The sequence below is a fragment of the Bacillus sp. 103mf genome, from assembly GCF_900116295.1.
Lineage (GTDB): Bacteria > Bacillota > Bacilli > Bacillales > Bacillaceae_G > Bacillus_A > Bacillus_A bruguierae.
Genome location: NZ_FPAF01000016.1, coordinates 53,385 through 79,796, shown reverse-complemented (window position 1 = coordinate 79,796; position 26,412 = coordinate 53,385). Strand labels below are relative to the sequence as shown.

Here is a 26,412-nt window from a genome sequence, read left to right as displayed (position 1 = left end):
ACTACAAAGTGTATCAAATACAATTTCCATCAGCGGTTCGTTACGCTCGTTTCATTGTTACGATAACAAATGAAAAGGATGTGTCAAAATGCCACTTAATCATGAACATCAAATGGCAATCTTAAAAGACATCTTAGTCAATCATCAAAGTGATTGCTGTGGAACGGTTTCTGAATGTGAACAATTAGAACGTCTCATTCAATCGTTACTCGTAAATGACCATGTGAGTAATGAGGTTAAAACGATGTTAAACGATGTATATTACTATAGTCAATCGGGTAAATATTCTCCTGATTTAGATAACCATATTTCTGGTCATCAAGAACAACTGTCACAATGGATTACAGGAATGGATAGTTTTTCTTAACTTATTCTGAAGCGAGTAGTTGCATTAAATATTGAAGCCAATATTCTGCTTCTACTTGCTTATTTTTTGCTGTATACCATTGCACAAAAACCATACATTGCAGCGTAACATACCATTTCATACGGCTTAGCAAAGAATCAGTGAGTTCTAATCCGTAATGCTCAAGCCACTCATGCCATTCATCTCTTGGAACGTACCAATGGAGTAACATCCCAATATCAAGAGCTGGGTCTGCAATAATCGCTCCGTCCCAATCAATTAAAAACAATTCGTTATCATCTGTTACTAACCAATTGTTATGATTCACATCGCAATGACAAACAGCAAGATGATCAAATTCTACATTCTGAAGGGACTTTTGTAAATACTGAAGTCCTTTTTGAATGACTTCATTTTGCTTTACATCCTCTTGTAAAGTGAGAAGCGCTTCTTCTAGTATATCTTGCGCATGCAAAGGCTGTTTACCAAGCTTTTGAATCATATGCAATAACGCTTCAGAAGAATGAATTTTTTTCAACAATGCTGCCACTCGCTCAGAGTTCATATCTTCTGGTTCTAATTTTTGTCCTGGGAGCCACTTTTGTGCCGAAATCACATCACCATTTGTTAATCGCCTTGTCCAAAGTAACTTCGGAACAATTCCTTCTGCCGACAATACCGCAAGAAAGGGCGATGAATTGCGCTTTAAAAAGATTTTATGATATTCGTTATGCGCAATATAGGCATCTCCTGTCGCCCCTCCGGCTGGTATTACTTTCCATTCTTTTCCTAACAATTGTTCCAACCATTCCATGTTCATTACCCGTTAACAATTCCTTATCTTTTATAGTTATGAAAAGAAAAACCACAACATATCCAAACATATGCCCAGGGTTTCCATCCATTCTGCTTCAAGTAGTAAGTAAAAGTGAAAAAGAAACAGACAAGCCGCTTACCCTTTTACTTTATTTTACAAAAATAATGATAGACTGGCAACTTAACTAAATAGCCACCTTATTCAATTTTACATTTATTATATTCGCATCGTCAAGGGGCGATTCGTCACAATTTCGTCAATATATAGGTGCTAATCGGAGCAATGGTAATTGTCTCTCCCTCAAATGAAGAAATTACACTTTCATGCGCTTTTCCGTCATTTGCAAGTACGTGCCATGTACCACCTTTAGGCAATGAAACCGTTTGCTCCTCTATTCCGTTATGAAATAACACAACAATCTCTTTCCACGGTCCAAACTGCTGCACATCTTGTAAATAATATGCAATTACAGAAGGAGCTGTATTAAAAAAGGACATATGCCGTTTAATCAATTCAGAAGACGCAAAACGAAATGCTCCGTGTGATTTGCGAATACGAATGATTCCTTTTATATAAGAAATCGTTTCTTCTTCTCGTTCTTTTTGATCCCAGTCCATTTGATTAATACAGTCCGGAGCATTATAACTATTTTCATTTCCTTGCTTTGTACGATAAAATTCTTGACCAGCATGTAAAAACGGAATACCTTGTGCTAATAATGTCATCGTTGTTGCAAGGCGATGGCGGCGTTTTTGCATATGTTCCTCTTCTTTACTACTACCTATAATCTTATCCCACATTGTCATGTTATCGTGACATTCTACATAGTTAATGCTTTGCACAGGTTCTGTAAATAAACTCTTCTGTTTGAAATAAGGGATACTTCCTGTAAGCAAGTATTGAATATGCTCTTTATTTGTTGTCTCTCCGAGCGCATACCCGCATTTTTGCACGTCAAATGTACTTCCCTTAATTCCATCACGAAATTGATCATTAAACTGGGCGATACATGGTAGTTTCGCTGCATTTTGTAATGTTGCCTTCTGATCCGCAGCAAGCGGTGTTTGTAAATTCCATCCTTCACCTAGTAATATTACATGCTCTTTTACTTCATTTACTTTCTGCCGGATTTCGTTCATTGTCTCAACATCTAAAATTCCCATTAAGTCAAACCGGAAACCATCCACCTTATACTCTGTTAACCAATATAACACTGAATCGACAATAAACCTCTGCACCATCTTGCGCTCTGAGGCAATATCGTTTCCAACCCCCGTCCCATTTGACGGCATTCCATTTTCATCATGCCGAAAATAATATCCGGGTACAAGCTTTTCAAAAGAAGATGTTTCTCTTTCATACACATGGTTATAAACAACATCGATAATGACGCGCAAACCATTTCGATGAAGTGCTTGAATCATTTGTTTACATTCAACAATTCGATTGTACGGATCGAGAGGATTTGTTGCATAGCTACCATTTGGAACATTATAAAATAACGGATTATACCCCCAATTATACGTTGCAAATGGCTGCTCCTCATCGACTCCGGCATAATGATGAATCGGTAATAGTTCAAGATGTGTAACACCTAATTCCTTTATATAAGAAAGGCCTGTTACCGTCCCTCGTTCTCCTGTCGTTCCTTCTTCTGTTAAACCGAGATATTTCCCTTTATACATTGCGCCGCTATGAGGATGAACTGTCATATCACGAATATGCGCCTCATAAATAACAGCATCCGTCATAGAAGTCATAAGAGGTAGTGGTTCCTCATCTTGCACATATGTTTTCGCAAGGTTTACAACAATTCCGTACGTACCGTTTACAGACACTGATTTTGCATATGGATCAACCGCTTCTCGCCAAATTAAATTAATGCAGACGAGAAAGGTATACTTTGCACCGTCCCAGTCTCCCGTTAACTCGTAACTCCAAACACCTTTTTCCTGTCCTTCCATTTCATAATCCTTATACACTGTTTCACTTTCATAAATACGAACTTTTGCTTTTGTAGCTGTTGGTGCCCACACTTTAAATACAGTTTGAATGTAGGAATAAGAAGCACCTAAATCTCGTCCTTCGTACATATATAACTCATCAAATTTCTCTGTCCGAATGACAGCACCCATCTGTAAGTCGGTTTCTGCCCCCTGTTCATCACGTATGATATAACAGTTACTCAATGTAATTGGTTCGCTGACTTTACACTCATATTTCGTTACATGTGGAAGGGAGGTGACACAATTGATTGAAAGCTCCCATTCATTTGCACCTTGTTTTAAATGGAATACGCTACTCGTCCCGTATGCATGCGGAAGTAAAACTGTAATTTTATCCATCTCATCTAAATATGCTTCAAATGTACGCTGTATGCTTAACATATGTATCCACACCTTCCCAAGAGACATTCCATTTTCTATAGTATATTCAAAAATTCAGAAAACGTTTTCAAGCTTGTGTATTCTGCAAAGATATTTCATAAATCGCCTCGTACTTTGGCATCCGTTCTACATGTGTTTCATATAACGTTACTGTTTCCACTTCAAATATACGCCGCAGCAGGGCGGGAAGCTGATTTTTATCAAACGCCTCTTCTCCTTTCCACTTACGAGCTACGGTAATATGAGGATGATACGGACGCGTTTCTAATTGAAAACCATTTTGCTCACATATCGTATACACTTCTTTTTGTAAGTCAAACAAAGCCCGTTCTTCTTCCACTCCTATCCAAAAAACACGTGGCTGTTCTTTTACACCAAATGTATGACATCCTTGCAATGTAAGTGAAAAACGGGATATTTCTGCTAGCTGCTGCAAGTCTAATTTTAACTTTTCAAGTTGCCTTTCCTCAGCACTTCCTAAAAACGAAAGTGTAATATGGTAGTCTTCTTTATGTACCCAAGAACGAAATGGCGTCGTTTCTTCTATCATTTCTTTCCACTCTGCCAATATGTTCTTTATCTCATTTGGTAATTTCACTGCAATAAAATAATGTCTCGCCATCTTTTCTCTCTCCTTTTTCCAGGATACATCTATTATTCGTGTGAAGCTGATTCTCCATACATATGAAAGAAGCCGCTCTCCTTATCAAGAGCGGTTCATTCATTGGTTTCGATTTTTTAACATATCATATTGCAAGTAGCAAGAAGATGCTTTTCCCTCTTTCTATGCGTCACCAGTACCTCTCGTACATACTAAAAGAAAGAGATTTTATGTTCTTTTCAACACATCAGTCACTGGTACGGAAAACAAAAAGTGACCTGCACTCGTTTTCTCTCTTTGTTTTTGCATGGCACGTGGCAGCCATAAGCGCTGACCGCTTCTAAGCGTGGCCAGTCCCTCTAGCCCACCTAAAAAAGACAGCTTTTATGTTTTTGAATTTCCATCCTACTACTTCGCTAATTCATAAATTGCATGTGCATAAATCGCTGTTGCTTTAAGTAAATCTTCAATTTCAATATATTCATCTTTTTGATGCGCTAATTCTTCTTTCCCTGGGAATAGCGGACCAAACGCAACACCAGCCTTCAATGATCGTGCATATGTACCGCCGCCAATTGCTAATAACTCGGCTTTTTCTCCTGTTTGTTCTTCATATACACGCTGAAGCGTACGAATTAATACATGATCTTTATCAACGTGATGCGGGCGAGAGTCTGACACATTTGTGATAGCAAAGTCTTTTGCACTCACATAATTTGTTAATGTTTGCAGCGTTCCTTCTAAGTTTGTTGTGACTGGATAACGAATATTTAATCCGAGCTTACCGCCTTCTTCTTTTGTATAAGAAAGAAGACCAACGTTTACTGTTAATGGACCTGTAATCTCATCTGCATACGCAATGCCAGCTTTTTCTCCAAGCGTATCATTTGTAAATGTTTCCGCAGCTAAGCTAGCAAATGCGCCGCCTTTCTCATCTAAAGAGATTGTTGTTAAGAAGTTCACAAGTGTTAAGCCTGCATTTTCGCCTTGTTCCGGCGTAGAACCGTGTGCCGAAATCCCTTCTACTTGCAGCCTAACTGTATTTCCTTCCACAATTGCTTTCCCGTTTTTCTTTGCTTCTTGTATATATTGTTCATACTGACTTGCAAGTTCTACTGCTTTTTCGCTCGTTAGGGCAGCTTCTGCAAAATCAGGAACCATATTTAAACGGCGTCCAGATGAGAAGGATACTAATATATTTTCTCCTGCTGCATATTCTTTTTTATTTTGAACAACATATAAATCGCAAATTCCTTTTTCCGCATTAATAATTGGGAAATCTGCATCCGGAGCAAATCCCATCGTCGGCATCTCTTCGTGTTTAAAGTAATGGTCTACGCACTTCCAGTTACTTTCTTCATCCGTTCCTAAAATCATGCGAACACGTTTAGAAAGCGGCAATTCTAGTTCTTTTACAATTTTCATTGCGTAGTAAGCTGCCATTGTTGGACCTTTATCATCAATCGCACCGCGTGCAAAGATTTTACCGTCACGAATATCAGCGCTGTATGCAGGCGTTGTCCAGCCATCTCCTTCTGGCACTACGTCGACGTGACATAAAATACCAACAATTTCTTCTCCTTGTCCCATTTCTAAATGCCCTGCATATCCCTCTAAATTTTTAGAAAGAAATCCGTCAGTCTCTCCCTTATCTAACATGAAAGATAATGCTTTTGCTACACCTTCTCCAAACGGTGCCCCTTCTTTTTCCGTTTCTTCTTCCCATACACTTTTAATTTGTAAAAATTGCTGCACATCGTGAATCAGAGCATCTTTTCGTTTCTCTACTTCTTGCATCCAATTTATATTTGTCATACTTTCACCCTCTTCTCTATTCTCTTTTTCATCATAGCAAACGATCTCTTTTTATGCTAGCAAGCTTAAGTCTAATAACGAACAATTTTAATATTTCAGATAATTAAAATTAGTTTTTTCTTATTTTTTTAAATTTTTTTGCAGGAATTTGACGTTTTACGTAGAAATTTATAAGATAGTTGATAAAGAGAAACAAAATATCAACAACTTTCTTTCTACAAACTCTATCACATATTAAAATTTTGTAAAATTTGAGTAAGTTAGAGCATGTTTTTTTTCATTTGGAGTACAATGGAAATAAAGACCTTCTTTCCTGAATGGGTCAAAAAACTTGTAGAGGAGTGGTTTTTTGATAAAACCTACAACTACTCGTATGCTAACACGCATTAAATCGATCTATATTTACATTAATGAGAAAGGCACCGTAACGACGCAAGACCTTGTAGATGAGTTCGGGATCACACCGCGAACGATACAGCGCGATCTGAATGTGTTGCAATTTAATGAACTCGTGTATAGCCCTTGCCGTGGTAAGTGGACAACAACAGGAAAGAAAGTGAGAATGACCTCGTGATGAGTATAACTTGATTTATTATATACATACCCCCATTCTTTATAGAAAGAATGGGGGTCTTTTTGATTATGATATAAATTCATTTTAGTCTTGTAACCTGCACTCGTCTTCTCTCTTTGTTTTTAATACCGCATGTGGCAAAAAAAGGCCCTGACCGCTTCTATCCATCGCCAGTATCTCTTTTCCATCTTAAAAAAGAGGGTTTCATACCTTGTATTTACATATAAATTCATTTTGATTTCTCAACCTCTAATTCACCGCTAACTAAAACAAAAAGTAACCCGCACTCGTTTCATCTCTTTGTTTTAACACCACACGTGGCAGAAAAGGGCCCTGACCGCTTCTATGCATCGCCAGTACCTCTCGCCCACAAAAAAAGAAAGGCTTTTTATACTCTTGTATTTATATTTAATTATGATAAGACTTTAGCATTTCTACTTCTTCGTCTGTTAATTCACGGTACTGCCCAAGCTCTAGTTCCTCATCTAATACTAAAGGACCCATCTCTGTACGCTTTAAGTACACAACCTTTTTTCCAACCGCTTCAAACATGCGCTTTACTTGATGAAACTTCCCTTCTGTAATAACAAGTTCAATTTCAGACACGTCATCGCTTTGTAGAATTGTCAACTCACCTGGCTTTGTTTCATATCCATCATCTAAAATAACGCCTTTTTTAAACGCAACAACATCTTCTTCTGTCACTTTCCCAGCTACTCTCGCAAAGTATTTTTTCGGGACATGCTTTTTCGGAGAAAGAAGTTGATGCGTTAGCTTTCCATCATTCGTTAATAAAAGAAAACCTTCTGTATCAATATCGAGTCTTCCAACTGGGAACGGATCAAAAATTGCATCTTCCATTTCTAATAAGTCAATCACTGTTTCATGATTGTCATCTTCTGTTGCAGAAATGACACCTTGAGGTTTATGCATCATTAAGTATACAAATTCTTTATATTCCACTACTTCACCGTGAATCGTAACCTCTTGTTCCTCCACGTTCACATGATATTTCGCATCTTTCACTGATACGCCATCTATTTTTACAACGCCGTCTTTTAATAATTTTTTCACTTCTTTACGACTACCATAACCCATGTTTGCTAATAATTTATCTAATCTCATCGTTTCACCTGCTTTGTATAATTAGAAAAAGAGAGGCGCACAATTTACGCCCCTTTCGTTTTGATCTTCAATCTACCACCAAGTTTACGCTGAATCTTCTCTAAAAATTCACCGCCAAATACTCGCTCTATTACGCCAGTACGGAATGCTAAATAGCCGTATACAGCCGCTCCTCCCATTGCACAAATGAAGGTTGTAACAAGTGCCGCAGAGCGGCTTGTCTCATATGGAAGCATAAAGGAAAGAATCCATAATAATACTTTAACAACTACGACCATCGCCGCTGTTAATACTGCAATTTGAAACGTTCGTTTATACACAAGTGCAAATGAAAAGTGAGCATACTTTCGAATTTGTTTATTGGTATACCAAACGGATACAGCGAATCCTACACCTGTTGCTACAACCGCACCGATTGTTCCAAAATAGCGAATGAACAGCACATTACATAAGAATTTTAAAATAACCCCCATGCCAAGTGCAATAATCGCATGCTTCTGCTGATTAATGCCTTGCAAAATAGCTGCTGTTACTGTGAATAATGCAAATAATAATGCAACTGGAGCGTACCACATTAATACTTTTCCGCCAAGCGGATCAGCTTCATAAAATGCTGTATAAATTGGATACGCTAAAGTGGAAATTCCAATGACAGCTGGTAATGTTAAAAACATATTTACTTGAAACGTTTGTGTAATTTGCTGTTTCAAATAACCGAACTGCCCTTCTGTAAACGATTTTGTAATCGCTGGTACGAGCGTTAAACTGTACGCCGCTGCAAGCGATACTGGAATCATTATTAATTTATGTGTCCACATTGTAAATATACCAAGGGCACGTTCTGCAATATCCCCTTGTCCAATTGCTTGCATCATTGCATTAAACGTTAACGTGTCAATTTGTTGATAAAGCGGAATCGTTAACCCAATCACAACATAAGGAATCGCATAAGCAAACAGTTCTTTAAATAAGTCAAATGTTCGAACTGCTGATTCTGGTACTGTTTGATTAATGATGTATTGATTTAAATGATGCTTTCGCTTCATCCAATACCAAATAAGTACAGCCAATGCCCCGATAGCGGAAACAAACGCTGCAAATGTCGCCACACCAACTGCTGTTGCGACTGAACCTTTTATTACTTTTATAACGATAAAACTACCTACAAGTAAAAATACAATACGAATAATTTGTTCAATAATTTGTGAAACGGTTGTTGGCCCCATTGATTGGAACCCTTGAAAGTAGCCGCGAATTAAACTTGCCGCTGGTACAACAAGAAGCGCAAAACTAACGAGACGAATAATCACTGTTACATCTTCTAAGCTGTTATGTAAATTCTTCTTCCCTAGCATTGCCTCAGCAAATAACGGTGCCGTCATATACAAGACTAAAAAAGAAAGTATTCCGCTTATGATCATCATAACCATACCGGAGCGAAACATTCTCCGGCTCGTCTTATAATCTCCAAGCGCATTATATTTCGAAACAAACTTCGAAACTGCAAGCGGCACTCCTGCCGTTGCAATACTTAAAAAGATTGTATATGGAATATATCCATATGTGTATAACGTCCCGCCTTCTGTGCCAACTAACGCATGAAACGGAAAAACATAAATCATGCCGAGGAACTTTACTAGAAACGTTCCAAGCGTCACAATAAGCGTTCCGCGTAAAAATTTTGAATCGGACATAAAAAATCCTCCTCTATTATTCCAAACGCTGAACTTCAACCTTTGTATTGTACCATACTTTCTCTTCTTAACAGTATATCCCTTCATTTTTCTTTTCTATGAAAACGTGATATTCTTGAATGCAGCAAAACAAGAAAATGAGGTCGATTTATATGCATTATGATGTAATTGTCATTGGAGGCGGTCCTTCTGGATTAATGGCAGCAATCGGTGCTGCTGAAGAAGGTGCACGCGTCTTACTTCTTGATAAAGGTGATAAATTAGGAAGAAAGCTTGCTATTTCTGGCGGTGGACGCTGCAACGTAACAAACCGTCTTCCGCTCGATGAAATTGTAAAACATATTCCTGGAAATGGTCGTTTCTTATATAGCGCCTTTTCTATTTTTAATAATGAAGATATTATTCAGTTCTTCGAAAAGCTTGGCGTAAAATTAAAAGAAGAAGATCATGGCCGCATGTTTCCTGTATCAAACAAAGCTCAGTCGGTTGTGGATGCACTGCTAACGCGTTTAAAAGAACTGCGCGTTACAATTCGTACAAATCTCCCTGTTAAAACTGTAGAGTATGAAAATGGGCAAACGAAAGCGGTTGTCCTGCAAAATGGTGAGGTGCTTGAAACGAACCATGTCGTTATTGCAGTTGGCGGGAAATCAGTGCCGCATACAGGCTCTACTGGGGATGGTTATGCTTGGGCTGAAAAGGCAGGGCATACGATTACAGAACTATTCCCAACTGAAGTACCAATTCTTTCTAATGAACCATTTATTCGTGACCGTACATTACAAGGCTTAGCACTTCGTGATGTAGAACTAAGCGTATTAAATCCAAAAGGAAAAGCGGTTATCTCTCATAAAATGGATATGCTCTTTACCCACTTCGGTGTGTCTGGGCCAGCAGCACTTCGCTGCAGTCAGTTCGCCCTGAAAACGATGAAAAAGTTCAAAACAAACAAAGTAACAATGAGCATTGATGCATTGCCAGAGGAACATAGCGAGCAACTCTTTCAGCGCATGATGAAACAAATAAAAGAAGAGCCGAAAAAAGCAGTAAAAAATGTACTAAAAGGCTATGTACCTGAACGGTATTTCTTATTCCTATTAGAGAAAAATGAAATTGACGGCAGTCAGCAATGCGGACAAATTTCTCATGAAAAAATCCGTGCTCTCGCTGCAGACTTCAAAGGGTTTACTTTTAGCGTAAATGGAACGCAGCCACTTGAAAAGGCATTCGTAACAGGCGGCGGTGTGACGGTGAAAGAAATTAATCCGAAAGAAATGTCATCAAAACTCATGAACGGCTTATATTTTTGCGGAGAAGTTCTTGATATTCACGGCTATACAGGCGGGTATAATATTACCTCAGCACTCGTTACAGGCCGAATTGCTGGAATGACTGCTGGTCAAAATGCTACCATATAGTAGTAAAAAAGGAGTCTAATTACTAGCCTCCTTTTCATTTGTAATTGTAAAAAACAAAAGGGGAAAACAGATGAGAAAAAAAGTAATGATATCTTTAATGTTAATGACGTTTCTTTCTGCTGTTGAAGGAACGATTGTTAGCACAGCGGTACCTCGCATTACAAGCGAACTTTCAGGAGTAGGACTTGTAAGCTGGGTGTATGCAATTTATATGTTAGCAACCGCAGTAACAACACCGATTTACGGGAAGCTAGCAGACTTATTTGGACGTAAAAAAGTACTATTAATTGGAGCTGCCATCTTTTTAATCGGCTCTACATTATGCGGCGTTGCAACATCAATGGAACAATTAATTCTGTTCCGCGCCCTGCAAGGAGTAGGAGCAGGTGCTGTTATGCCAATTACAATGACAATTATCGGTGACTTATATAGCGAAGCAAAAGATAGAGCAAAAGCGCAAGGTTGGCTGAGCGCTGTTTGGGGTGTATCTGGTGTTGTCGGACCGTTAGTTGGCGGTTTTTTAGTCGATTCACTCTCTTGGCGTTATATCTTTTTCTTAAACATTCCATTTGGAATCTTTGCTTGTGCGATGATTGCGATTTCTTATAAAGAAGCCATTAAACCTGCAAAACATCATATCGATTATCCAGGTGCTGTTATCTTCTCACTTAGTACGATTGCCTTACTTTATGCACTACTAACAGGAAGTCAGCATCAAAACTGGGGCGATATCACAATTATTGGCCTGCTAGTATTTGCCGTTATCGCATTTATTCTTTTCTTACTTGTAGAAAAAAAATCACCAGAACCATTAATTCCGTTAGATCTATTCTCTAACCGAACTGTATCTATCGTGAACGTATTAACGTTAATCACTGGTGCGATGATTATTAGTATTACAATGTACCTTCCAATTTGGACACAAGGGGTATTAGGAAAAAATGCAACGGAAGCCGGTATGATTCTGATGCCAATTCCTGTATTTTGGACAGTTGGTGCGATGATGTCCGGTAACTTAGTTGGCCGTTTACAAACAAAACAAATTATTTTACTTGGCGGCAGCATTTTATCCGCTTCAACGCTCTTATTATTCATGCTATCTACTCATTCGCACCCATCTCTTATTTACATTGCAATGGGTATGTTCGGCCTTGGAATGGGACTTATAACACCAATCTTTATGGTCACAATTCAAGCTTCTGTCCCTGCAAATAAACGCGGAACAGCAGTCGGTTTAAATACATTTATTAATACATTTAGCCAAACGCTAGGGGCAGCAGCATTTGGAACGATTTTCAATACAGTAATCCACAGCGCAGGAGAAGGAAATGTAAACTTAGTAACTTCAGAACATGGAAGTACTGCTACAGGATCGCAAGAAGTATTAGCTTCTAGTGTTCATATTATCTTTAGCGGCACGTTTATATTAGCCGTTATCAGTTTAGTTATTGCATGGGTATGCTTACAATCTAAACAACAAGAAACAGTTGCACCGCATCAAAAAGGCACCGCACTGTAGAAAATGAAATAAACGTTCTGTTATAAATGTACCTCGGGGGTATGTCTGATTGTGTCGAAGAGTCTTTATGTTGTGTCGAAAGATCTTTATATCGCTTCAAATGGTCGATATATTTGAAAAAGCGCCGATATATGAGGGATTTCCGCCGATAAAGTGAAACTTCCCTAAGTGGTGGTTTTCTTCATCCCCCACTTAGGGAATTGAGCTTTTACGGGCAGTTACCTCCCACGTGTTTCCCGAGTCTTTACTGCCCGCAAATAGCGGAATAAATACAAAAACAGACGACTTCGCGTCGTCTGTTTTTGTATTTAAGACCGATATATAATCATCGCAGAGAAACAATAAATCTGACTCTCTTCATCATTGTTCGAAACCGATACTTGGTACTTAATATCTACAATTTTTTCTTCATCCACTTTCTTCAAAAAGACATTGATAGCCTCTTCTAAATCCTTTTCATGACTTTCATCAAATATTTTCACGCGAATCACATTAACACCATCCTAAGTCACAACCTTCTACTGCTGGACTGTTATCTCGGCGCGTATCAATGATGCGATAAAACTTACCATCTTCATATAAATAGCCATCTTCTAATACATACTGCTTCTCTTCAGTATAGACATAAAATTTACCAATCATAAATTTATTAGAGTATAATTCCAAATAATCTGTTTTGAACTTCGCCACTACCTTGTCTGTAATATCAATTTTAATTGTACGACTCATCTCCCAGCCCTCCTTTCGAAAAAGAACGGATTGGTTTATTGTATTAAGGATTTTTGATTTTATGAATGAAAATTAAGGGGATATGCTGTGGAAAAAAAGAGAGACGTGCCATATTAGCGAGCTTACTGCTTTAATCACTCTGTATTCATAAGTACAATTCTCCAACCATCCGGATCTTCTATAGTAATTCCTTTTTCTTTCCAATAAGGGTTTTCTGGTTCAACTTCAAAATATCCCATTGTATTTAATCTATTATTTATTTTTTCGATTTTAACTTTATCCGGCATATAAAATACAAGTAAATTATCTTTTGTCGGAGCAGGACATGGACTTCCGTTCATATGCCTTGTAAACTCTAAATGATATTCTACACCAGGTAATCCAAACATTACTCCATCATAGCCTTCATGATTGTGAAACTCGCCTATACGTTTTAACCTTAACCCTTCTTCGTAAAACTTAATTACTTCTTCAAATTTGTCTGTTGGTCTTGCGATTCTAAATTGAACCCAACTTTCCATACAATTCTCTCCCTATCATTTTAGAATACTTTCAACTCCTATTATAAAATAGCCATATACTTCTTAAAATCACTCATTAGGATGAGATAAAATAGCACAAAAGACTTAAAATATACACCTAGCAAAATCAGCGGAAAAAGTAATGTGGAATACATTCACATTGCCTTTTCTAATCTATAAGTACCCTGTCTTTTCAAAGTGATATCCACACTTAGCAATATACATCTAAAACTAGTAACCACAATTAAGGTTGGTATAGAGTAAAATTTCGCTACATATACAGAAAAACCTACAAAAAATTTAATTATATTGATTATTATTGTAATTTTTGGTATAAATTTCTTGTGATGTTTTTTAAAATTCAAAATTCAGAGGTGGTTTCTAGTGAAGAAAAAATACACTTTACCAGCAGTCGCAGCTACATCCTTATTACTGCAACCTATGAGTACGTTTGCTCAAACGAACGAAACAAAGACTGTTACTTCAGAAGAAAAAAAAGAAACTGTAAATCAGAAAGAACTTGAATCAAAACAAACGAATGCTCCTGAAACTGTGCAAAAACAAGAATCCAAGTCCGAACAAGAACAAAAACCAACTGAACAAGCAAAGCCTGTACAAAAACAAAGCCAAACAGCGGCTCCATCTTCACAAGAAAATAAACCAACACCTCAGCAAACGGAACCTACAAAAGAAGAAAAATTAAAAGAGGAAACAAACCAACAAGCACAAGCTCCAGTAAAACAAACAATCTCAGAAATGTTCCCTGACGCAACCATTGCCGATGCAGTTGCTAGTGAACTTGAAAAAACACCTGACGATAAAGTAACAGAAGAAGAATTAAAACAAGTAACAAAGCTTTATATTACAAACGAGGGAACATTCACTTCTTTACAAGGATTTCAGTTATTACCGAATTTAGAAGACCTTAATTTGTATGCAAATAATAATGTAAATACGGCATTAACTAAATCGTCTCTTTCTATTGATCTATCAAGCAATAAGAAACTGAAGCACTTAGCTATAAGCAACTTAGGAATCAACGCACTTTCTTTATCTGAAAATAAAGATCTACAATCATTGCATTTAGAAAACAATCAAATTGCTGTATTAGATGTATCTAACCAAACGAAACTAACCGATCTGTCAGCTATACATAATGGTATGAAAGAATTACGTTTACCAAAAGAATCGAAACTACAAATACTCGATGTAAATAACAACAACCTAAAAAATTTAAACTTAGAAAATCAAGTCGCATTGCACGATCTCCTTGCAGAACGCAATGCACTTTCTTCTATACAGTTCAATCCAAACGCAATACTTCGTAATGTACAATTAAATAACAATGCACTGACTGATTTGCCTAACTTAAACACGTCTAAACTTTTTTATTTAAATATCGAAGAAAATAAATTTGATTTAAAAAATGGACCATTTGCGAAAAAGCATCTCGAATTGTTACAGCAAGATTTTAAGCCTGATAATGGGCAAGAGGCTTTTGGTTATTATTTTGATTATCAATTCTCAACTCACAGTGATCGTCCAGATGCACCAGTTGTCCTTGCTGATATGAAAAACAAGAAGATTTTAGGCGTAACTCAACATATGGAATACTCTCTTGATGAAGGAAAAACATGGCATGATTTCATGATTAATGGACACCTTTCAGTCGAAGAAGGTAAAAAAGCCCTCATTCGATACAAAAAGACTGATAAATGGTTAGAGAGTGAATCAACAAAACTAGTATTCTCACAAACAGATAATACAAACAATGGAAATGGGAATAACAATAATAACGGAAATTCCAACAACGGCAATAACAACTCTAATGACAATGGAAATTCTAACAGTGGCAATAACAATTCTAATAACAGTAACACAAATGGAACAGGTCAAGTTAACAACTCAACAAAATCACAATCACTTCCAGAAACAGGTTCTGCTGTTGAAACAACTGGAATCGCTGGAGCTCTTGCACTCCTTGGAGCTTGGTTCTTGCGAAGAAAGGCACAGCGAGAAGGAGAATAATAGAAATAAAAAAAGAAATCAGATTGAATCCTTTTATGAGGATCAATTTGATTTCTTTTTACTTCACAAACATTATGACAAAGTAGGAATGAAATGTGTGAAACGCTCATTTATTTTCGGAAAAAAGCAGATTATCAGTATACATAACTACTTCTAAACTTTATAAATGCCTCTTTTCTTCAAAATAAGATACATACTTAAAAACAACATATACCCAAAACTCGCAACCATAATCAACACTGGTATAGGATAAAACTTAGCTGCATATACAAAAAAATCGATTTGCAAAATGTCGTCATAATTTGAAACTGGCCCTTTAAAATAATTCGTAAACTTAGCGGAATATTTCCATTCAAATGAATCCTCGATTAGATTACTTCCTTCGTACCAACTAATAAGAGCGGAAACGCTGAAGAAGATAATTGCTATCCCGAATTGAACGATGTACCTTGTTTTCATACACTATTCTCCTTTTTATTTTATAAACAAAACAAAGCGCCTCCAAGTTTATACTCGGTAGGCACTCTCCTGTACATGTATCGTTTTAAACGATCATATGTCATACATTGTTATCTCTCTGCTTTTTATAGAAGCGATTTGAATCCTCAATCATAATCCCTCCAACAATTATCATGATTGCCGCAAATATTTTGATACACACTCTATATCCATACTCTAAATCTTTAAAATAAAGTGTTGTGACCATGTAAATAACAGCACCAGCTACTGCAAGAATTAAACCTTTATATTTCTGAAAGAACATGTAAATCCACCTTTACTATGTATATACAATTGACATAAAAGCTAGCGTAAATCTTGCAATTGATATGTCAAAAAACAAGAACTCCAAAATAATACATAACATCCAATATATTCATAATAAAGGTTTGGAGAGTATGATTCAATATCCATATTAAAACTAGAGAATCCTAGCTATATGATTACTGTCCGAATTGCTCCATTTGTTTTAGTTTTAATCGCTGTTCTAAAACGTGAATCATAAAGAGGAAATGCTTCGCTTCTCTTACAACGTGATCCGCTAGTAAAGGATTAATTACATTCTAGATTGTGATTTAACGCTTGTAAGATGCGCATCAAACATATCAATTATTTCAAGGAATCTATCAGCTTCACGGAAAACATGGTCTGCTAATAGTGGGTGAATGATACTCTTTATTTTACATTGCTCGATTAAATCACGTGCCGTTTTCTTAAAGTCCCGAAGAGATGTGACTGACACACGATTTTGATCCAGAAATTGATCTAAAAGAGGAACTGTTTGAGATTGTGGTTTCATAGATTCTAAGTCAATTGCTTGATACATCAATTCATCAAAATCATTACTAAAATTCCGGGCCATATCTACAAGCTTTCTTTCCGATGGATCAAGAAGATGACCAATAAATTTAGCATGGTCTGCCATAATCCTTAAAAAGAAAACATTTTCTTTAATAATGGCATCAGGAAGAGCATTCAATTTACCCGCATTTAATTCAATTAAACGATTTCTAAAATAATCAGCTTCCCTACTTGTATGATCAACTAACAGTGGAAAATTATTTTGCCCTGGCAATTTACATGTGAGAATTAATCCTAGAATTTTTCGTTTAAATCCGAAAATATTAGTTGCAGCTTGTTGTACTTCTGAATTAAATCTTTTTATTTGCTCAGGATCTGTTTGATTTGTATAGGAATGTGCAATTTGTTCGATATGTTCAAACAATCGGTAAAATTGATTAGCCTCTTGGATTAGTTGAGTATCCTCACATCTAAACCCCAATCGAAGAAATAAAGAATGCTCTTTCATGATTCTAGACCAAAAGCGAATTTCATTTAATGATCGTTCAACAAACGCTCCAGATGTAACACCCGTATCAGGATGTAATCTATCCATTTTCAATCCCTCCAGTAAATACTATGCTAGTTCTATTCTTATGAATAGATATATGTAAAAATACCATCAATAAAAGTTCAGTCTGGCTATAAAAATAATCTTATTTTTTCTATTCATCACAACATAAATAATAATTCTAATTTATTTACCAAACAGACGACTCCAAAGTGATTTCTTCTGTCCTGAAGCTGCTATTAGGCGCTGGCGTTTTAATTATTAAGAACAAAAACAAGCTGCCATTTAACAGCAAGAGGGGGGCGTATTAACTTTATCCCTCTACTCGTGGGCAGTAAAACCCCACCTCAAGATTCAGAGAAAAGCAAAGAAGATAAGTGGGGGATAACTGCTGGCATGCGCCCGATTGGTTCAACTAATCATCAGTAAGGAATACCCCGCCACTGATGGAAGTTTCACTTTATCCCGCTCTAACAAGCAGTAAGCAAAGATGGGAATTGCGAGAAGAGGAACTGCTTGTAAGAACCCGATTGGTTCAACTAACCATTCGGAGAAAAGGCATCTCCGAATGGAAGTTTCACTTTATTTATCACCCGGGGCAGGCTGATCTACTCCCTTAACATGGTGTTTATGCCCATTATTTTCCGTCGTATAAAAGTCATAATAATGAACATGCATTCCGTTTCCAACTGGAATTGCTGGTCCTGAATACGCCTTGTAATAGTGTGTATGTCCATCTTCGAACAATACATATCCTTCTGTATAATGTATATGCCCTCCCTCTTGTGTCTTAATGGGCGGAGATGTTACATCTAGGCACTGATGTACATGTCCTCCCTCAACAGATGTATAATCCACTGACCCATGGTTATGATGTGGCACAAAACCAGAAACGAAATCATTTTTTCCTACCCTGTTCACTCTATCCATTCTCTTCATTCCCCTTATGCATAAAGATAAACTCTATAAACTAGTATGCTTATACTATTGAAATAATTCCCCCTCTTCATATATACAAGTTAAAAATCGACATAAAACCTCTTTCTTTTTTTGGAGGTCGAGAGCATCTGGCCATGCATAGAAACGGTCAGGGCCTTTTCCTGCCACATCCGAGGTTTAAAACAAAGGGAGAAAGCAAGTAGCGGTCATGTTGTATGTTGTATTTTGCATAGCAGAGACTTATATGCGGGAAAATTTAAATGGACATATAGTTAAATTAACACCGAGATTTGAAAGATTTTTAACAGGATCAGATAGCCAAAAGTAAGCAAATTGCATTTTTGTTTTCAAATTCCCTAAAATACGAAAAAAGAAGATATCCCCAAAATCATCACTTCGGAGACACCTTCTTTTCCTATCTATGCTGTAACATCGCCAGTAACTTCTCTTGACTATACATCCAAACAGTAATAACTAAACAAGCAAGCGCTACTTCTGATAACGCCATAAACCCAATTGCATAATGGCCTGTCAGTTGGAATAATAGCGTTAAAATTAATGGTGGGAAGAAGCCACCAAGTCCACCAAGTGCCGATACAAGACCATTTACAATACCAGCTTGCTTTGAGAAATACATTGGTACAAGTTTAAAGATTGTTCCATTTCCAGTACCAGCGCAAAAAGCAACTAATAAACAACCGAATGTGTATACATTCATCTTTGGCATGAATGATAAAATAATTCCTGCTAATGTTAAACCGGTAAAGACAAAGATTAAAATTTTAAATGGATTAAATTTGTCGCCGAGCCAGCCGCCAATTGGACGCATAATTGTTGCTAATGCAATAAAACCAGCTGTACGTAATCCCGCATCTACTTTCGCTAAGCCGAAGTGAGATACGAGGAAGTTCGGTAAATAAACTGTAAATGCGACGAACGAACCGAAAGTTAAGAAATAGAAAATACATAAGAACCAAAGCTTTTCATTTTTATAAACACCTTTAATTTGTTCCGTTAATGATGTATTTACCTTTTTCTCGTTACGATCTCCTAACAGGAAGTTTGCTAATGCAAATGCAGCGAGTAAGATTAAGTACATTTGTACCGTTGTTCTCCAGCCAAATGAAGTTGCAAGTACTGGTGCGAGAAAGGATGTAACTGCTGTCCCTATATTTCCTATTCCGTATATTCCGTTTACAAAGCCATGCTTTTCTTTCGGATAGTATTTCAGAAGAGATGTTACCCCTACAGAGAATACAGCTCCGCCAACCCCAGCAAATAAACCGCCAATAATTAAATCTAGCATCGATGTTGCCATACTAATATAAAAGACAGGGAATAATAGAATAATAAAACTAATAAAGAATAATTTTCTTGCTCCGTAACGATTGGTCCAGTAACCAATTGGAATGCGAAGAATAGAGCCTAAAATGACTGGTACTGCTGTGACAAGAGAAATCTGTCCTGCTGTTAACGCAATGTCTGCTTTAATAAATGGCATTAAAGCAGATAAAATCACCCATACCATAAAGCCAAGTATAAGATTTGAAGTTTGTAATCCTAACTGAAAATTCGGATTTTTCATTAGTCTCTCCCCCTATTTTGTTCAATATTTCACATTTTCTATTGCTTCCCTCCTGCCTAATCACGTTCTTTCATGATTAGGCAGGAGAGAATCACCCGCCGCTTACGGGTGGAATCAATGCGACAACATCACCATCTTGGATCATATCATCTTCATTCGCATATTCTTCATTAATTGCTACCATTATGTGCTGAGAAAGGGAGACATTGTAGTCCTTCATTACAAGCTCCTTCAGCTCTGCTACCGTAAGGTTTTGTACATCAATTTGTAATTGGTGTGTTCCAGCTTCTTCTTGTAGATGGGAAAATAATAATACTGTAATCATTCCACTTTCTCCTTTCCTGGTTCTCCGTTTGGATACGGTGTTTGCTCTAATTGATCACCAATCCATTTCTCACCGTCTTCCCAAAACTCTTTCTTCCAAATGGGAACAATTTGTTTAATGCGTTCCATAATATATTCATTCGCTTCATACGCCGCTTTTCGGTGCGGCGTCGATACGGCAACAACAACCGCAATATCAGAAATTTGCAATGTGCCGATGCGATGTGAAATGGCCACATATGTTCCTGGCCATTTTTCTTTCGTTTCTTCACCAATTTTGGCAAGCATTTTTTCAGCCATCGAACGGTATGCAGCATACTCTAGGTAAAGCGTACGGCGCCCTTTCGTAAATTCGCGCACTGTACCAATGAATGTCGTCACAGCGCCGCATTCACGGCGAATGACTTTCTGCGCTACTTCTTCAATGGAAATCGGCGTATCCACTACTTCAAAATACGTTTTTGTCATTTTGCATCCCTCATTCTTTGTACGAACCAATTTATATACTTCTCATCTTCTGTTATATAAAAAACTTGATAGTTCTCTTGCCCTGTTTTTAGAGCCTCATTCCATGTAATAACGGCGATCACATTTTCTACACTTTCTAATAAAGAAGCATCTTCCTCTGACCGAAGTAAAACAACTTTCGGGTATCGTTCTTTTTTATATCCTTCAACGATTATGACTTCCGCTTCAAAACATGTATACAAATGAATAATTTTTTCTAAAGACCAGTCGCGCTGAGCGGATAAAGACAATAATCCGTCCCCTTCCACTGCGCTGACAATCGCTCCAGCTTGGCGATGACGTTCGCTATCTTTTTGCAGCGGCAATTCTGGATACCCTCCGTGCCCATGATGCTTAATCGCGCCTACTTTCACACCTTCATTCGTTAGCGCTTTAATCAGCTTCTCTGTCAAAGTTGTCTTCCCACTATTTTGATACCCTACGATTTGTAAGACTGGAACGGCTCTTTCCACGGCCACTCACTTCCTTGCTCTCTGTCTAATAAAAAGACAGTAACAGTCATACCTTCTTCAAAACCGCGCGTGCCACCTGGCAGGACGATAAAAGCATTTGCATCGGCTAGTGAAGAAACAGCACTTGATTTATCAAGTCCAACTGGCACTGCTTGCAGCCTTCCATTTACAATGTCTACTTTCCCTCTAACAAAGCGTGTAAATGGATTTGCTTTCGGGAACCCCTTCATTAAAATGGCATCACTGCGGTACATATGCGGCTCTTTCATATGTAGAAATGTTCGAACAACCGGACGTACAAACAATTCAAATCCAACATAGCAAGCAGATGGATTTCCTGATAATCCAAATAGTAATTTTCCATTTACTTCCGCTACTGTCGTTACACTTCCCGGGCGCATCGCTACTTTATTGAACAGTACGTTCGCTCCAAGCTTTTCATAAATAGCTGGTAAGTAGTCATAATCACCAACTGACACACCGCCTGTCGTAATGAGAATATCGACTTCTTCCATTGTCTTTTTTACCATCTCATAGCAAGTGTCAAAGTCATCTGCGAATTGTCCGTAATACCGAACCGTTCCGCCTGCTCGCATAATTTGTGCAGCAATCATATATGAGTTACTGTTGCGAATTTTTCCTGGTTCAAGCGGCTGATGAACTTCTAACAATTCACTTCCTGTCGTCACAATTCCAATAACCGGACGTTTTATAACGGCCACTTCACTATAGCCAAACGTTGCAAGAAGCGCTGCCACTCCTGGGTTAATCGTCGTTCCTTTTTCGACAAGCACATGGTGTTTCCTGACATCTTCACCCTTGCGTGAAATATTATCGCCTGACTGAAACGGACGCTTCAATTTCATATATGTCTTCTCGTCTTTTTGAAATCCTTCTGTCAGCTCAAGCATGACAACTGCATCACAACCAGTTGGAATCGCTGCACCGGTCATAATCCGCACCGCTTGAAATGCCTTCACTTCCTCTGTAAAAACAGAACCAGCTCCAATTTCTCCAACAACTTCAAATTCGACCGGATGTTCATAACTTGCTTTCTTCGTATCTTCTGCACGAATCGCAAACCCATCGTATGGAGATCGGTCGAAATGAGGCACATCATGATCAGCAATTACATCTTCCCCAAGAATTCGTCCATAACTTTCCGTAAGTGGTACGCGCTCAATTTCTCCGCGCTGTGCATACTTCATTACACGTGCGACTGCATCACTAACTGCAATTGGTATTCGTTTTTCTAGCATCATTTTCACCTCGTATTTGCAAAATATCACATCTTCATTACAATTTTTGTTGTACAATGCTAATCATAATAGCAATTACTTCAAGGAGGAATTTCATGTCTTCATTTACTCATTTTAATAATCAAGGCCGTGCCAAAATGGTCGATATTAGCGATAAAAAAATTACTGTACGAACAGCTATCGCTCGTTCTAGCATCATTGTGACGAAAGAAATTTATGATAAAATCACCCGTAATGAAATCGGAAAAGGCGATGTTTTAGCCGTTGCACAAATCGCTGGTATTATGGCAGCAAAACGTACTTCTGATATTATTCCGATGTGTCATCCGCTGCTTCTTAAAGGTGTTGATATTTCCTTTGACTGGCATATTGCAGATGAACAATATCGTTTGCTTATTGAAGTAAAAGTGAAAACAGAAGGCAGTACCGGCGTTGAAATGGAAGCCTTAACTGCCGCTTCTGCTACTGCTCTTACCGTATATGACATGTGCAAAGCTGTCGATAAAGGTATGATTATTGGTGAAACATACTTGTTTGAAAAAACAGGCGGCAAAAACGGTGATTATATAAGAAATCAGTCTTAATCCAAGGGGGCCCCCCCTTTGGATTCACCCTATATAACGCGCATATAATCGCTTTGCCACTTGTATATCATTTGTACCATGAACGAATGCCCGCCCGTCTTGGAATAAAACGAAGCGATATTCATCAGCATGAAATGATAATAAGTACGGTGTCCTCTCTACTAGCACGCTTCTTTGTAAGCGCTTTTCCAATTCTTCTAAGTTAAGCGGCTGATTTATGCCTGGACGTATCTGAACCGTATTACGGCCGCATAGTACTTCTGTTTTCATTTGTGCTTCAAATGTTAAGCTTGGATATGTACGCAGCTTGCCGCATGATAGACAGTTTTCTTTTTTCTGCCTATTTACTTTAAATGCCATATACTGATTATTCCAAAGATCAAATGATACCATCGTTTCCCTTAGTGCTGCAAAATCTCCAACTAATATTTTTAAAGCTTCGGCAACTTGATAAGCAACAACCATTTGTACGGCTGGTTGAATAATTCCCGCTGTATCACACGTTGCTCCGCTCGTTGGATGCTCCATTAAACAGCGAAAACATGGTGTTTTCCCTGGAATAATCGTATACGTTACACCGTAACTCCCAACGCAGCCACCGTATATCCACGGAACGTTATACTTTTGTGAAATATCATTAATAAGAAGGCGCGTATCGAAATTATCCGTTGCATCAATCATAACATCCACGTTTTGAACAAGCCGCTCTATTTCTTGCACCGTTACATCCGTTACAACTGGCTGAATAGCTACGTCAGAATTAATCCGCCTTAAGTGCTGCGCGGCTGCAACTGCTTTTGGCACATAACGCTTCGCATCTTCTTCTGTATATAATTGCTGCCTTTGCAAATTGCTCCATTCGACATAATCACGATCTGCAATCGTCAACTTGCCAATTCCTGCCCGAACAAGCGCCTCAGCATTTGCTGCACCAAGTGCACCAGCGCCAATGATTAATACGTGTTTTTCACGTAAATTTCGCTGACCAGCTTCCCCAATCTCAGAAAATAATATTTGTCGTGAGTACCGCTCTTGCATCTTAACCCCTTCTCCCTATCCGCCAATATATGACATTTCAATTTTTGGGCGGTTATTTGCACTTTCTTCCGTTCGTTCATCTGAATAACGATCTCCCCGCTTCTTCCACGCATCTTGCACAACTTGAAACAGTTCATCATCATCTATCCCATTACGAATCAGCGTTCGTAAATCTGTTCCTGTCGTTGCAAATAAACATGTATACAACTGACCTTCTGCTGAAATGCGCGCTCTCGTACAAGAAGAACAAAACGATTCAGAAACAGAAGTAATAAAACCAACTTCGGCCTCAGTTCCAACATATCGATATCGCTTTGCCACTTCACCGAAATAACGTGGATCTACTGGCTCAATTGGATACACACGGCCAATTATATCGATTAACTCTTTCTTTGTAATAACTTGTTCAAAGTTCCAACCGTTCGTACTTCCAACATCCATAAATTCGATAAAGCGAAGAAGGATGCACTGCTCTTTACAATAAGCGGCCATCTTCAAAATTTGTTTATCGTTCATTCCTTTTTTCACGACCATATTAATTTTTACGTCTAAGCCGGCGAATCTTGCTTCTTCAATTCCTCGTAATACAGGTTTTGTACCTACATTGCGACCATTAATACTTCGAAATACATCATCATCTAACGCATCTAAACTGACGTTTATTCGCTGTAAACCTGCCTCTTTCAATGCCTTTGCTTGCTTCGTTAAATGAATGCCATTTGTCGTTAGTCCAATATCTGTTAAACCTTCTATTTTAACAAGACGTTTAATAAGCTGTGGTAAATCTTTACGAAGTAACGGTTCGCCGCCAGTTAAACGAATTTTCCTTACGCCCATGCGAACAAAAAGTTTAGCCAATCGCTCAATCTCATCAAACGTCAGTAAAAACTCTTCTTTTAAAAATGCATAATCTGGCCCAAACACTTCAGCCGGCATACAATACGTGCACCGAAAATTACAACGATCAATAACAGAAATGCGTAAATCTTGAAGTGGCCGCTGCCATACATCTACAATCTTCTCAGTCATCTTCACCCCTCCTTCTTGCTGCATATATACTTTTATTCTATTATAATATATTTTTAAATAGGGTGTTTTTGCCCTTGCACTTTATCTTTTTTTGGCTGTCTTTCATTTGTCTTCATCATAAAAAAAGAACAACACTCTATGTTGTGATATTTCTCACATCAATTTCTTCATTCAAAAATTCTTCACAAATCTGTTCAAAAACTGTTCACAATTAGTCAAGGAAAAAAATCTCTTGCATTTTCACTATATTTATATTCAAAATAAGAAATAGACTATTCTGAGAAGAGAGGTGATTGCTGTGGCAAACAGTACTGCATTATCAAATGATTTAAAAGAATTACTCGCATCTGTCGAATATAAAATGCAAGTGAACAAATCTAATTATATTTTCCAAGAAGGTATGAAGGCAAAAGAACTATATATTATTCACTCTGGAAAAGTGCAAATTAGTAAAATTAGCGCCGACGGTCAAGAATTGACACTGCGCATTTGTTCGGAGAATGATATTATTGGGGAACTTACATTATTTACAGAAAATGCCAAGTATCTATTAAATGCAAAAGTGCTTGAACATGCAGAAATCGGCGTCATTAAGCGGGATGCATTAGAAAAAGCATTGCTGGAAAAACCAGCTCTTGCCTTCGAATTTATGAAGTGGGTTAGTGAACATTTACGAAGAATGCAAACGAAGTTTCGTGATTTAGTATTGCACGGCAAAAAGGGAGCACTCTACTCGACTCTTATTCGCATGACGAATAGTTATGGCATTTTAAAAGAAGATGGTATTCTTATCGATCTTCCATTAACGAATCAAGAGCTTGCAAACTTCTGTGCAACCTCCCGTGAAAGTGTCAATCGCATGTTAAATGATTTAAAAAAACAAGACGTTATTTCTATTCATAAAGGCAAAATCACCATTCATAATTTACACTTTTTAAAATGTGCAATCGCTTGTGAAGATTGCCCTACTTCTATTTGTAGTATTGAGTAGCATTCTATATATACAAGTTAAAAAACCGACATAAAAACCCTTTTCTTTTTTGGGAGGGACGAGAGCATCTGGCCGTGCATAGAAGCGGTCAGAGCCTTCTCCTGCCACATTGCGAGGTTTCAAACAAAGGGAGCACGCATGTAGCAATCATGTTTTATTCTGCATAGCAGCAGCTTATGTGTCAGAAATTTAAAATGGATATATGATTGAGGATGCTGCTCTTTTTTCTTTCTCCCCCCCCCCTACTTTACATACAAAAC

Annotated in this window: 27 protein-coding genes; 7 read left to right on the top strand and 20 right to left on the bottom strand. The window is 37.8% G+C overall.

Annotated elements, in window-relative coordinates:
- Positions 1 to 88 precede the first annotated feature (88 nt).
- Positions 89 to 367, top strand: coding sequence for a YtzH-like family protein (locus BM350_RS22445; RefSeq protein ID WP_090918706.1), 279 nt, complete (start codon positions 89 to 91; stop codon positions 365 to 367).
- A 1-nt stretch (position 368) separates the two neighbouring features.
- Here BM350_RS22445 and BM350_RS22440 read toward each other — a convergent pair whose 3' ends face one another.
- From BM350_RS22440 to pepV, 4 genes are all read right to left on the bottom strand, one after another.
- Positions 369 to 1,166: a phosphotransferase family protein gene (locus tag BM350_RS22440; RefSeq protein ID WP_090918708.1), complete on the bottom strand. Its 798-nt coding sequence runs from the start codon at positions 1,164 to 1,166 to the stop codon at positions 369 to 371.
- A gap of 242 nt (positions 1,167 to 1,408) precedes the next feature.
- The gene (gene pulA / locus BM350_RS22435; RefSeq protein ID WP_090918709.1) at positions 1,409 to 3,550 is read right to left on the bottom strand and encodes a type I pullulanase; all 2,142 of its coding nucleotides are present in this window, start codon (positions 3,548 to 3,550) and stop codon (positions 1,409 to 1,411) included.
- 67 nt (positions 3,551 to 3,617) lie between these two features.
- A complete protein-coding gene (thpR, locus tag BM350_RS22430; RefSeq protein WP_090918711.1) occupies positions 3,618 to 4,172 on the bottom strand; it encodes an RNA 2',3'-cyclic phosphodiesterase in 555 nt (184 codons plus the stop codon).
- A gap of 387 nt (positions 4,173 to 4,559) precedes the next feature.
- Positions 4,560 to 5,966, bottom strand: a complete 1,407-nt coding sequence (gene pepV / locus BM350_RS22425) for a dipeptidase PepV (RefSeq protein WP_090918712.1) — start codon at positions 5,964 to 5,966, stop codon at positions 4,560 to 4,562.
- A gap of 352 nt (positions 5,967 to 6,318) precedes the next feature.
- On the opposite strand from pepV, the gene BM350_RS22420 reads away from it, so the two are divergent.
- Complete coding sequence (locus BM350_RS22420) at positions 6,319 to 6,540, top strand: DeoR family transcriptional regulator (RefSeq protein ID WP_090918771.1); 222 nt, start codon at positions 6,319 to 6,321, stop codon at positions 6,538 to 6,540.
- 408 nt (positions 6,541 to 6,948) lie between these two features.
- Here BM350_RS22420 and BM350_RS22415 read toward each other — a convergent pair whose 3' ends face one another.
- The gene (locus BM350_RS22415) at positions 6,949 to 7,665 is read right to left on the bottom strand and encodes a pseudouridine synthase (protein ID WP_090918714.1); all 717 of its coding nucleotides are present in this window, start codon (positions 7,663 to 7,665) and stop codon (positions 6,949 to 6,951) included.
- 44 nt (positions 7,666 to 7,709) lie between these two features.
- The gene (locus BM350_RS22410) at positions 7,710 to 9,359 is read right to left on the bottom strand and encodes a putative polysaccharide biosynthesis protein (protein ID WP_090918716.1); all 1,650 of its coding nucleotides are present in this window, start codon (positions 9,357 to 9,359) and stop codon (positions 7,710 to 7,712) included.
- 152 nt (positions 9,360 to 9,511) lie between these two features.
- Between BM350_RS22410 and BM350_RS22405 the strand changes: the two genes are divergently transcribed.
- Both BM350_RS22405 and BM350_RS22400 read left to right on the top strand, forming a co-directional pair.
- Positions 9,512 to 10,777: a BaiN/RdsA family NAD(P)/FAD-dependent oxidoreductase gene (locus BM350_RS22405; RefSeq protein WP_090918718.1), complete on the top strand. Its 1,266-nt coding sequence runs from the start codon at positions 9,512 to 9,514 to the stop codon at positions 10,775 to 10,777.
- A 70-nt stretch (positions 10,778 to 10,847) separates the two neighbouring features.
- A complete protein-coding gene (locus BM350_RS22400; RefSeq protein WP_090918720.1) occupies positions 10,848 to 12,296 on the top strand; it encodes an MDR family MFS transporter in 1,449 nt (482 codons plus the stop codon).
- Between the two features lie 308 nt (positions 12,297 to 12,604).
- Here the strand turns inward: BM350_RS22400 and BM350_RS22395 are convergent, their stop codons facing one another.
- The 3 genes from BM350_RS22395 to BM350_RS22385 all read right to left on the bottom strand — a co-directional run bounded on the left by BM350_RS22395 (position 12,605) and on the right by BM350_RS22385 (position 13,546).
- Positions 12,605 to 12,787 carry a sporulation protein Cse60 gene (locus tag BM350_RS22395; protein ID WP_090918722.1) on the bottom strand — a complete coding sequence of 61 codons (183 nt, stop codon included), beginning with the start codon at positions 12,785 to 12,787 and terminating at the stop codon, positions 12,605 to 12,607.
- A 1-nt stretch (position 12,788) separates the two neighbouring features.
- A complete protein-coding gene (locus BM350_RS22390) occupies positions 12,789 to 13,025 on the bottom strand; it encodes a DUF2553 family protein (protein ID WP_090918724.1) in 237 nt (78 codons plus the stop codon).
- Positions 13,026 to 13,159: 134 nt separating this feature from the next.
- A complete protein-coding gene (locus BM350_RS22385) occupies positions 13,160 to 13,546 on the bottom strand; it encodes a VOC family protein (protein ID WP_090918726.1) in 387 nt (128 codons plus the stop codon).
- Positions 13,547 to 13,930: 384 nt separating this feature from the next.
- Here BM350_RS22385 and BM350_RS27280 point away from each other — a divergent pair, with 384 nt between their 5' ends.
- Positions 13,931 to 15,574 carry an LPXTG cell wall anchor domain-containing protein gene (locus BM350_RS27280; RefSeq protein ID WP_090918728.1) on the top strand — a complete coding sequence of 548 codons (1,644 nt, stop codon included), beginning with the start codon at positions 13,931 to 13,933 and terminating at the stop codon, positions 15,572 to 15,574.
- 153 nt (positions 15,575 to 15,727) lie between these two features.
- On the opposite strand, the gene BM350_RS22375 is transcribed toward BM350_RS27280, so the two are convergent.
- The 9 genes from BM350_RS22375 to glp all read right to left on the bottom strand — a co-directional run bounded on the left by BM350_RS22375 (position 15,728) and on the right by glp (position 22,510).
- Positions 15,728 to 16,033, bottom strand: a complete 306-nt coding sequence (locus BM350_RS22375) for a YjdJ family protein (RefSeq protein ID WP_090918730.1) — start codon at positions 16,031 to 16,033, stop codon at positions 15,728 to 15,730.
- A gap of 100 nt (positions 16,034 to 16,133) precedes the next feature.
- Complete coding sequence (locus BM350_RS22370) at positions 16,134 to 16,337, bottom strand: hypothetical protein (protein WP_090918732.1); 204 nt, start codon at positions 16,335 to 16,337, stop codon at positions 16,134 to 16,136.
- Positions 16,338 to 16,628: 291 nt separating this feature from the next.
- Positions 16,629 to 17,468 (bottom strand): DUF2935 domain-containing protein, encoded by an 840-nt coding sequence (locus BM350_RS22365; protein WP_090918733.1) that lies wholly within the window; start codon positions 17,466 to 17,468, stop codon positions 16,629 to 16,631.
- Between the two features lie 537 nt (positions 17,469 to 18,005).
- A complete protein-coding gene (locus tag BM350_RS22360) occupies positions 18,006 to 18,344 on the bottom strand; it encodes a YmaF family protein (RefSeq protein WP_090918773.1) in 339 nt (112 codons plus the stop codon).
- Between the two features lie 433 nt (positions 18,345 to 18,777).
- On the bottom strand, positions 18,778 to 19,947 hold the full coding sequence (locus BM350_RS22355) for a nitrate/nitrite transporter (protein WP_090918735.1): 1,170 nt from the start codon (positions 19,945 to 19,947) through the stop codon (positions 18,778 to 18,780).
- Between the two features lie 91 nt (positions 19,948 to 20,038).
- Positions 20,039 to 20,272, bottom strand: a complete 234-nt coding sequence (gene moaD, locus BM350_RS22350) for a molybdopterin converting factor subunit 1 (RefSeq protein ID WP_090918737.1) — start codon at positions 20,270 to 20,272, stop codon at positions 20,039 to 20,041.
- Complete coding sequence (locus tag BM350_RS22345; RefSeq protein WP_090918739.1) at positions 20,269 to 20,739, bottom strand: molybdenum cofactor biosynthesis protein MoaE; 471 nt, start codon at positions 20,737 to 20,739, stop codon at positions 20,269 to 20,271. The genes moaD and BM350_RS22345 overlap by 4 nt, the downstream gene beginning before the upstream one ends.
- The gene (gene mobB / locus BM350_RS22340; protein ID WP_139207738.1) at positions 20,736 to 21,257 is read right to left on the bottom strand and encodes a molybdopterin-guanine dinucleotide biosynthesis protein B; all 522 of its coding nucleotides are present in this window, start codon (positions 21,255 to 21,257) and stop codon (positions 20,736 to 20,738) included. The genes BM350_RS22345 and mobB overlap by 4 nt, the downstream gene beginning before the upstream one ends.
- Positions 21,218 to 22,510 (bottom strand): molybdopterin molybdotransferase MoeA, encoded by a 1,293-nt coding sequence (gene glp / locus BM350_RS22335; protein WP_090918743.1) that lies wholly within the window; start codon positions 22,508 to 22,510, stop codon positions 21,218 to 21,220. The genes mobB and glp overlap by 40 nt, the downstream gene beginning before the upstream one ends.
- A 95-nt stretch (positions 22,511 to 22,605) precedes the next feature.
- Between glp and moaC the strand changes: the two genes are divergently transcribed.
- Positions 22,606 to 23,094, top strand: a complete 489-nt coding sequence (gene moaC / locus BM350_RS22330; RefSeq protein ID WP_090918745.1) for a cyclic pyranopterin monophosphate synthase MoaC — start codon at positions 22,606 to 22,608, stop codon at positions 23,092 to 23,094.
- Between the two features lie 24 nt (positions 23,095 to 23,118).
- On the opposite strand, the gene BM350_RS22325 is transcribed toward moaC, so the two are convergent.
- The gene (locus tag BM350_RS22325; protein ID WP_090918747.1) at positions 23,119 to 24,132 is read right to left on the bottom strand and encodes a molybdopterin-synthase adenylyltransferase MoeB; all 1,014 of its coding nucleotides are present in this window, start codon (positions 24,130 to 24,132) and stop codon (positions 23,119 to 23,121) included.
- Positions 24,133 to 24,147: 15 nt separating this feature from the next.
- On the bottom strand, positions 24,148 to 25,161 hold the full coding sequence (moaA, locus tag BM350_RS22320) for a GTP 3',8-cyclase MoaA (RefSeq protein WP_139207739.1): 1,014 nt from the start codon (positions 25,159 to 25,161) through the stop codon (positions 24,148 to 24,150).
- Between the two features lie 298 nt (positions 25,162 to 25,459).
- Between moaA and BM350_RS22315 the strand changes: the two genes are divergently transcribed.
- A complete protein-coding gene (locus BM350_RS22315; RefSeq protein ID WP_090918749.1) occupies positions 25,460 to 26,152 on the top strand; it encodes a Crp/Fnr family transcriptional regulator in 693 nt (230 codons plus the stop codon).
- Positions 26,153 to 26,412: the final 260 nt, after the last annotated feature.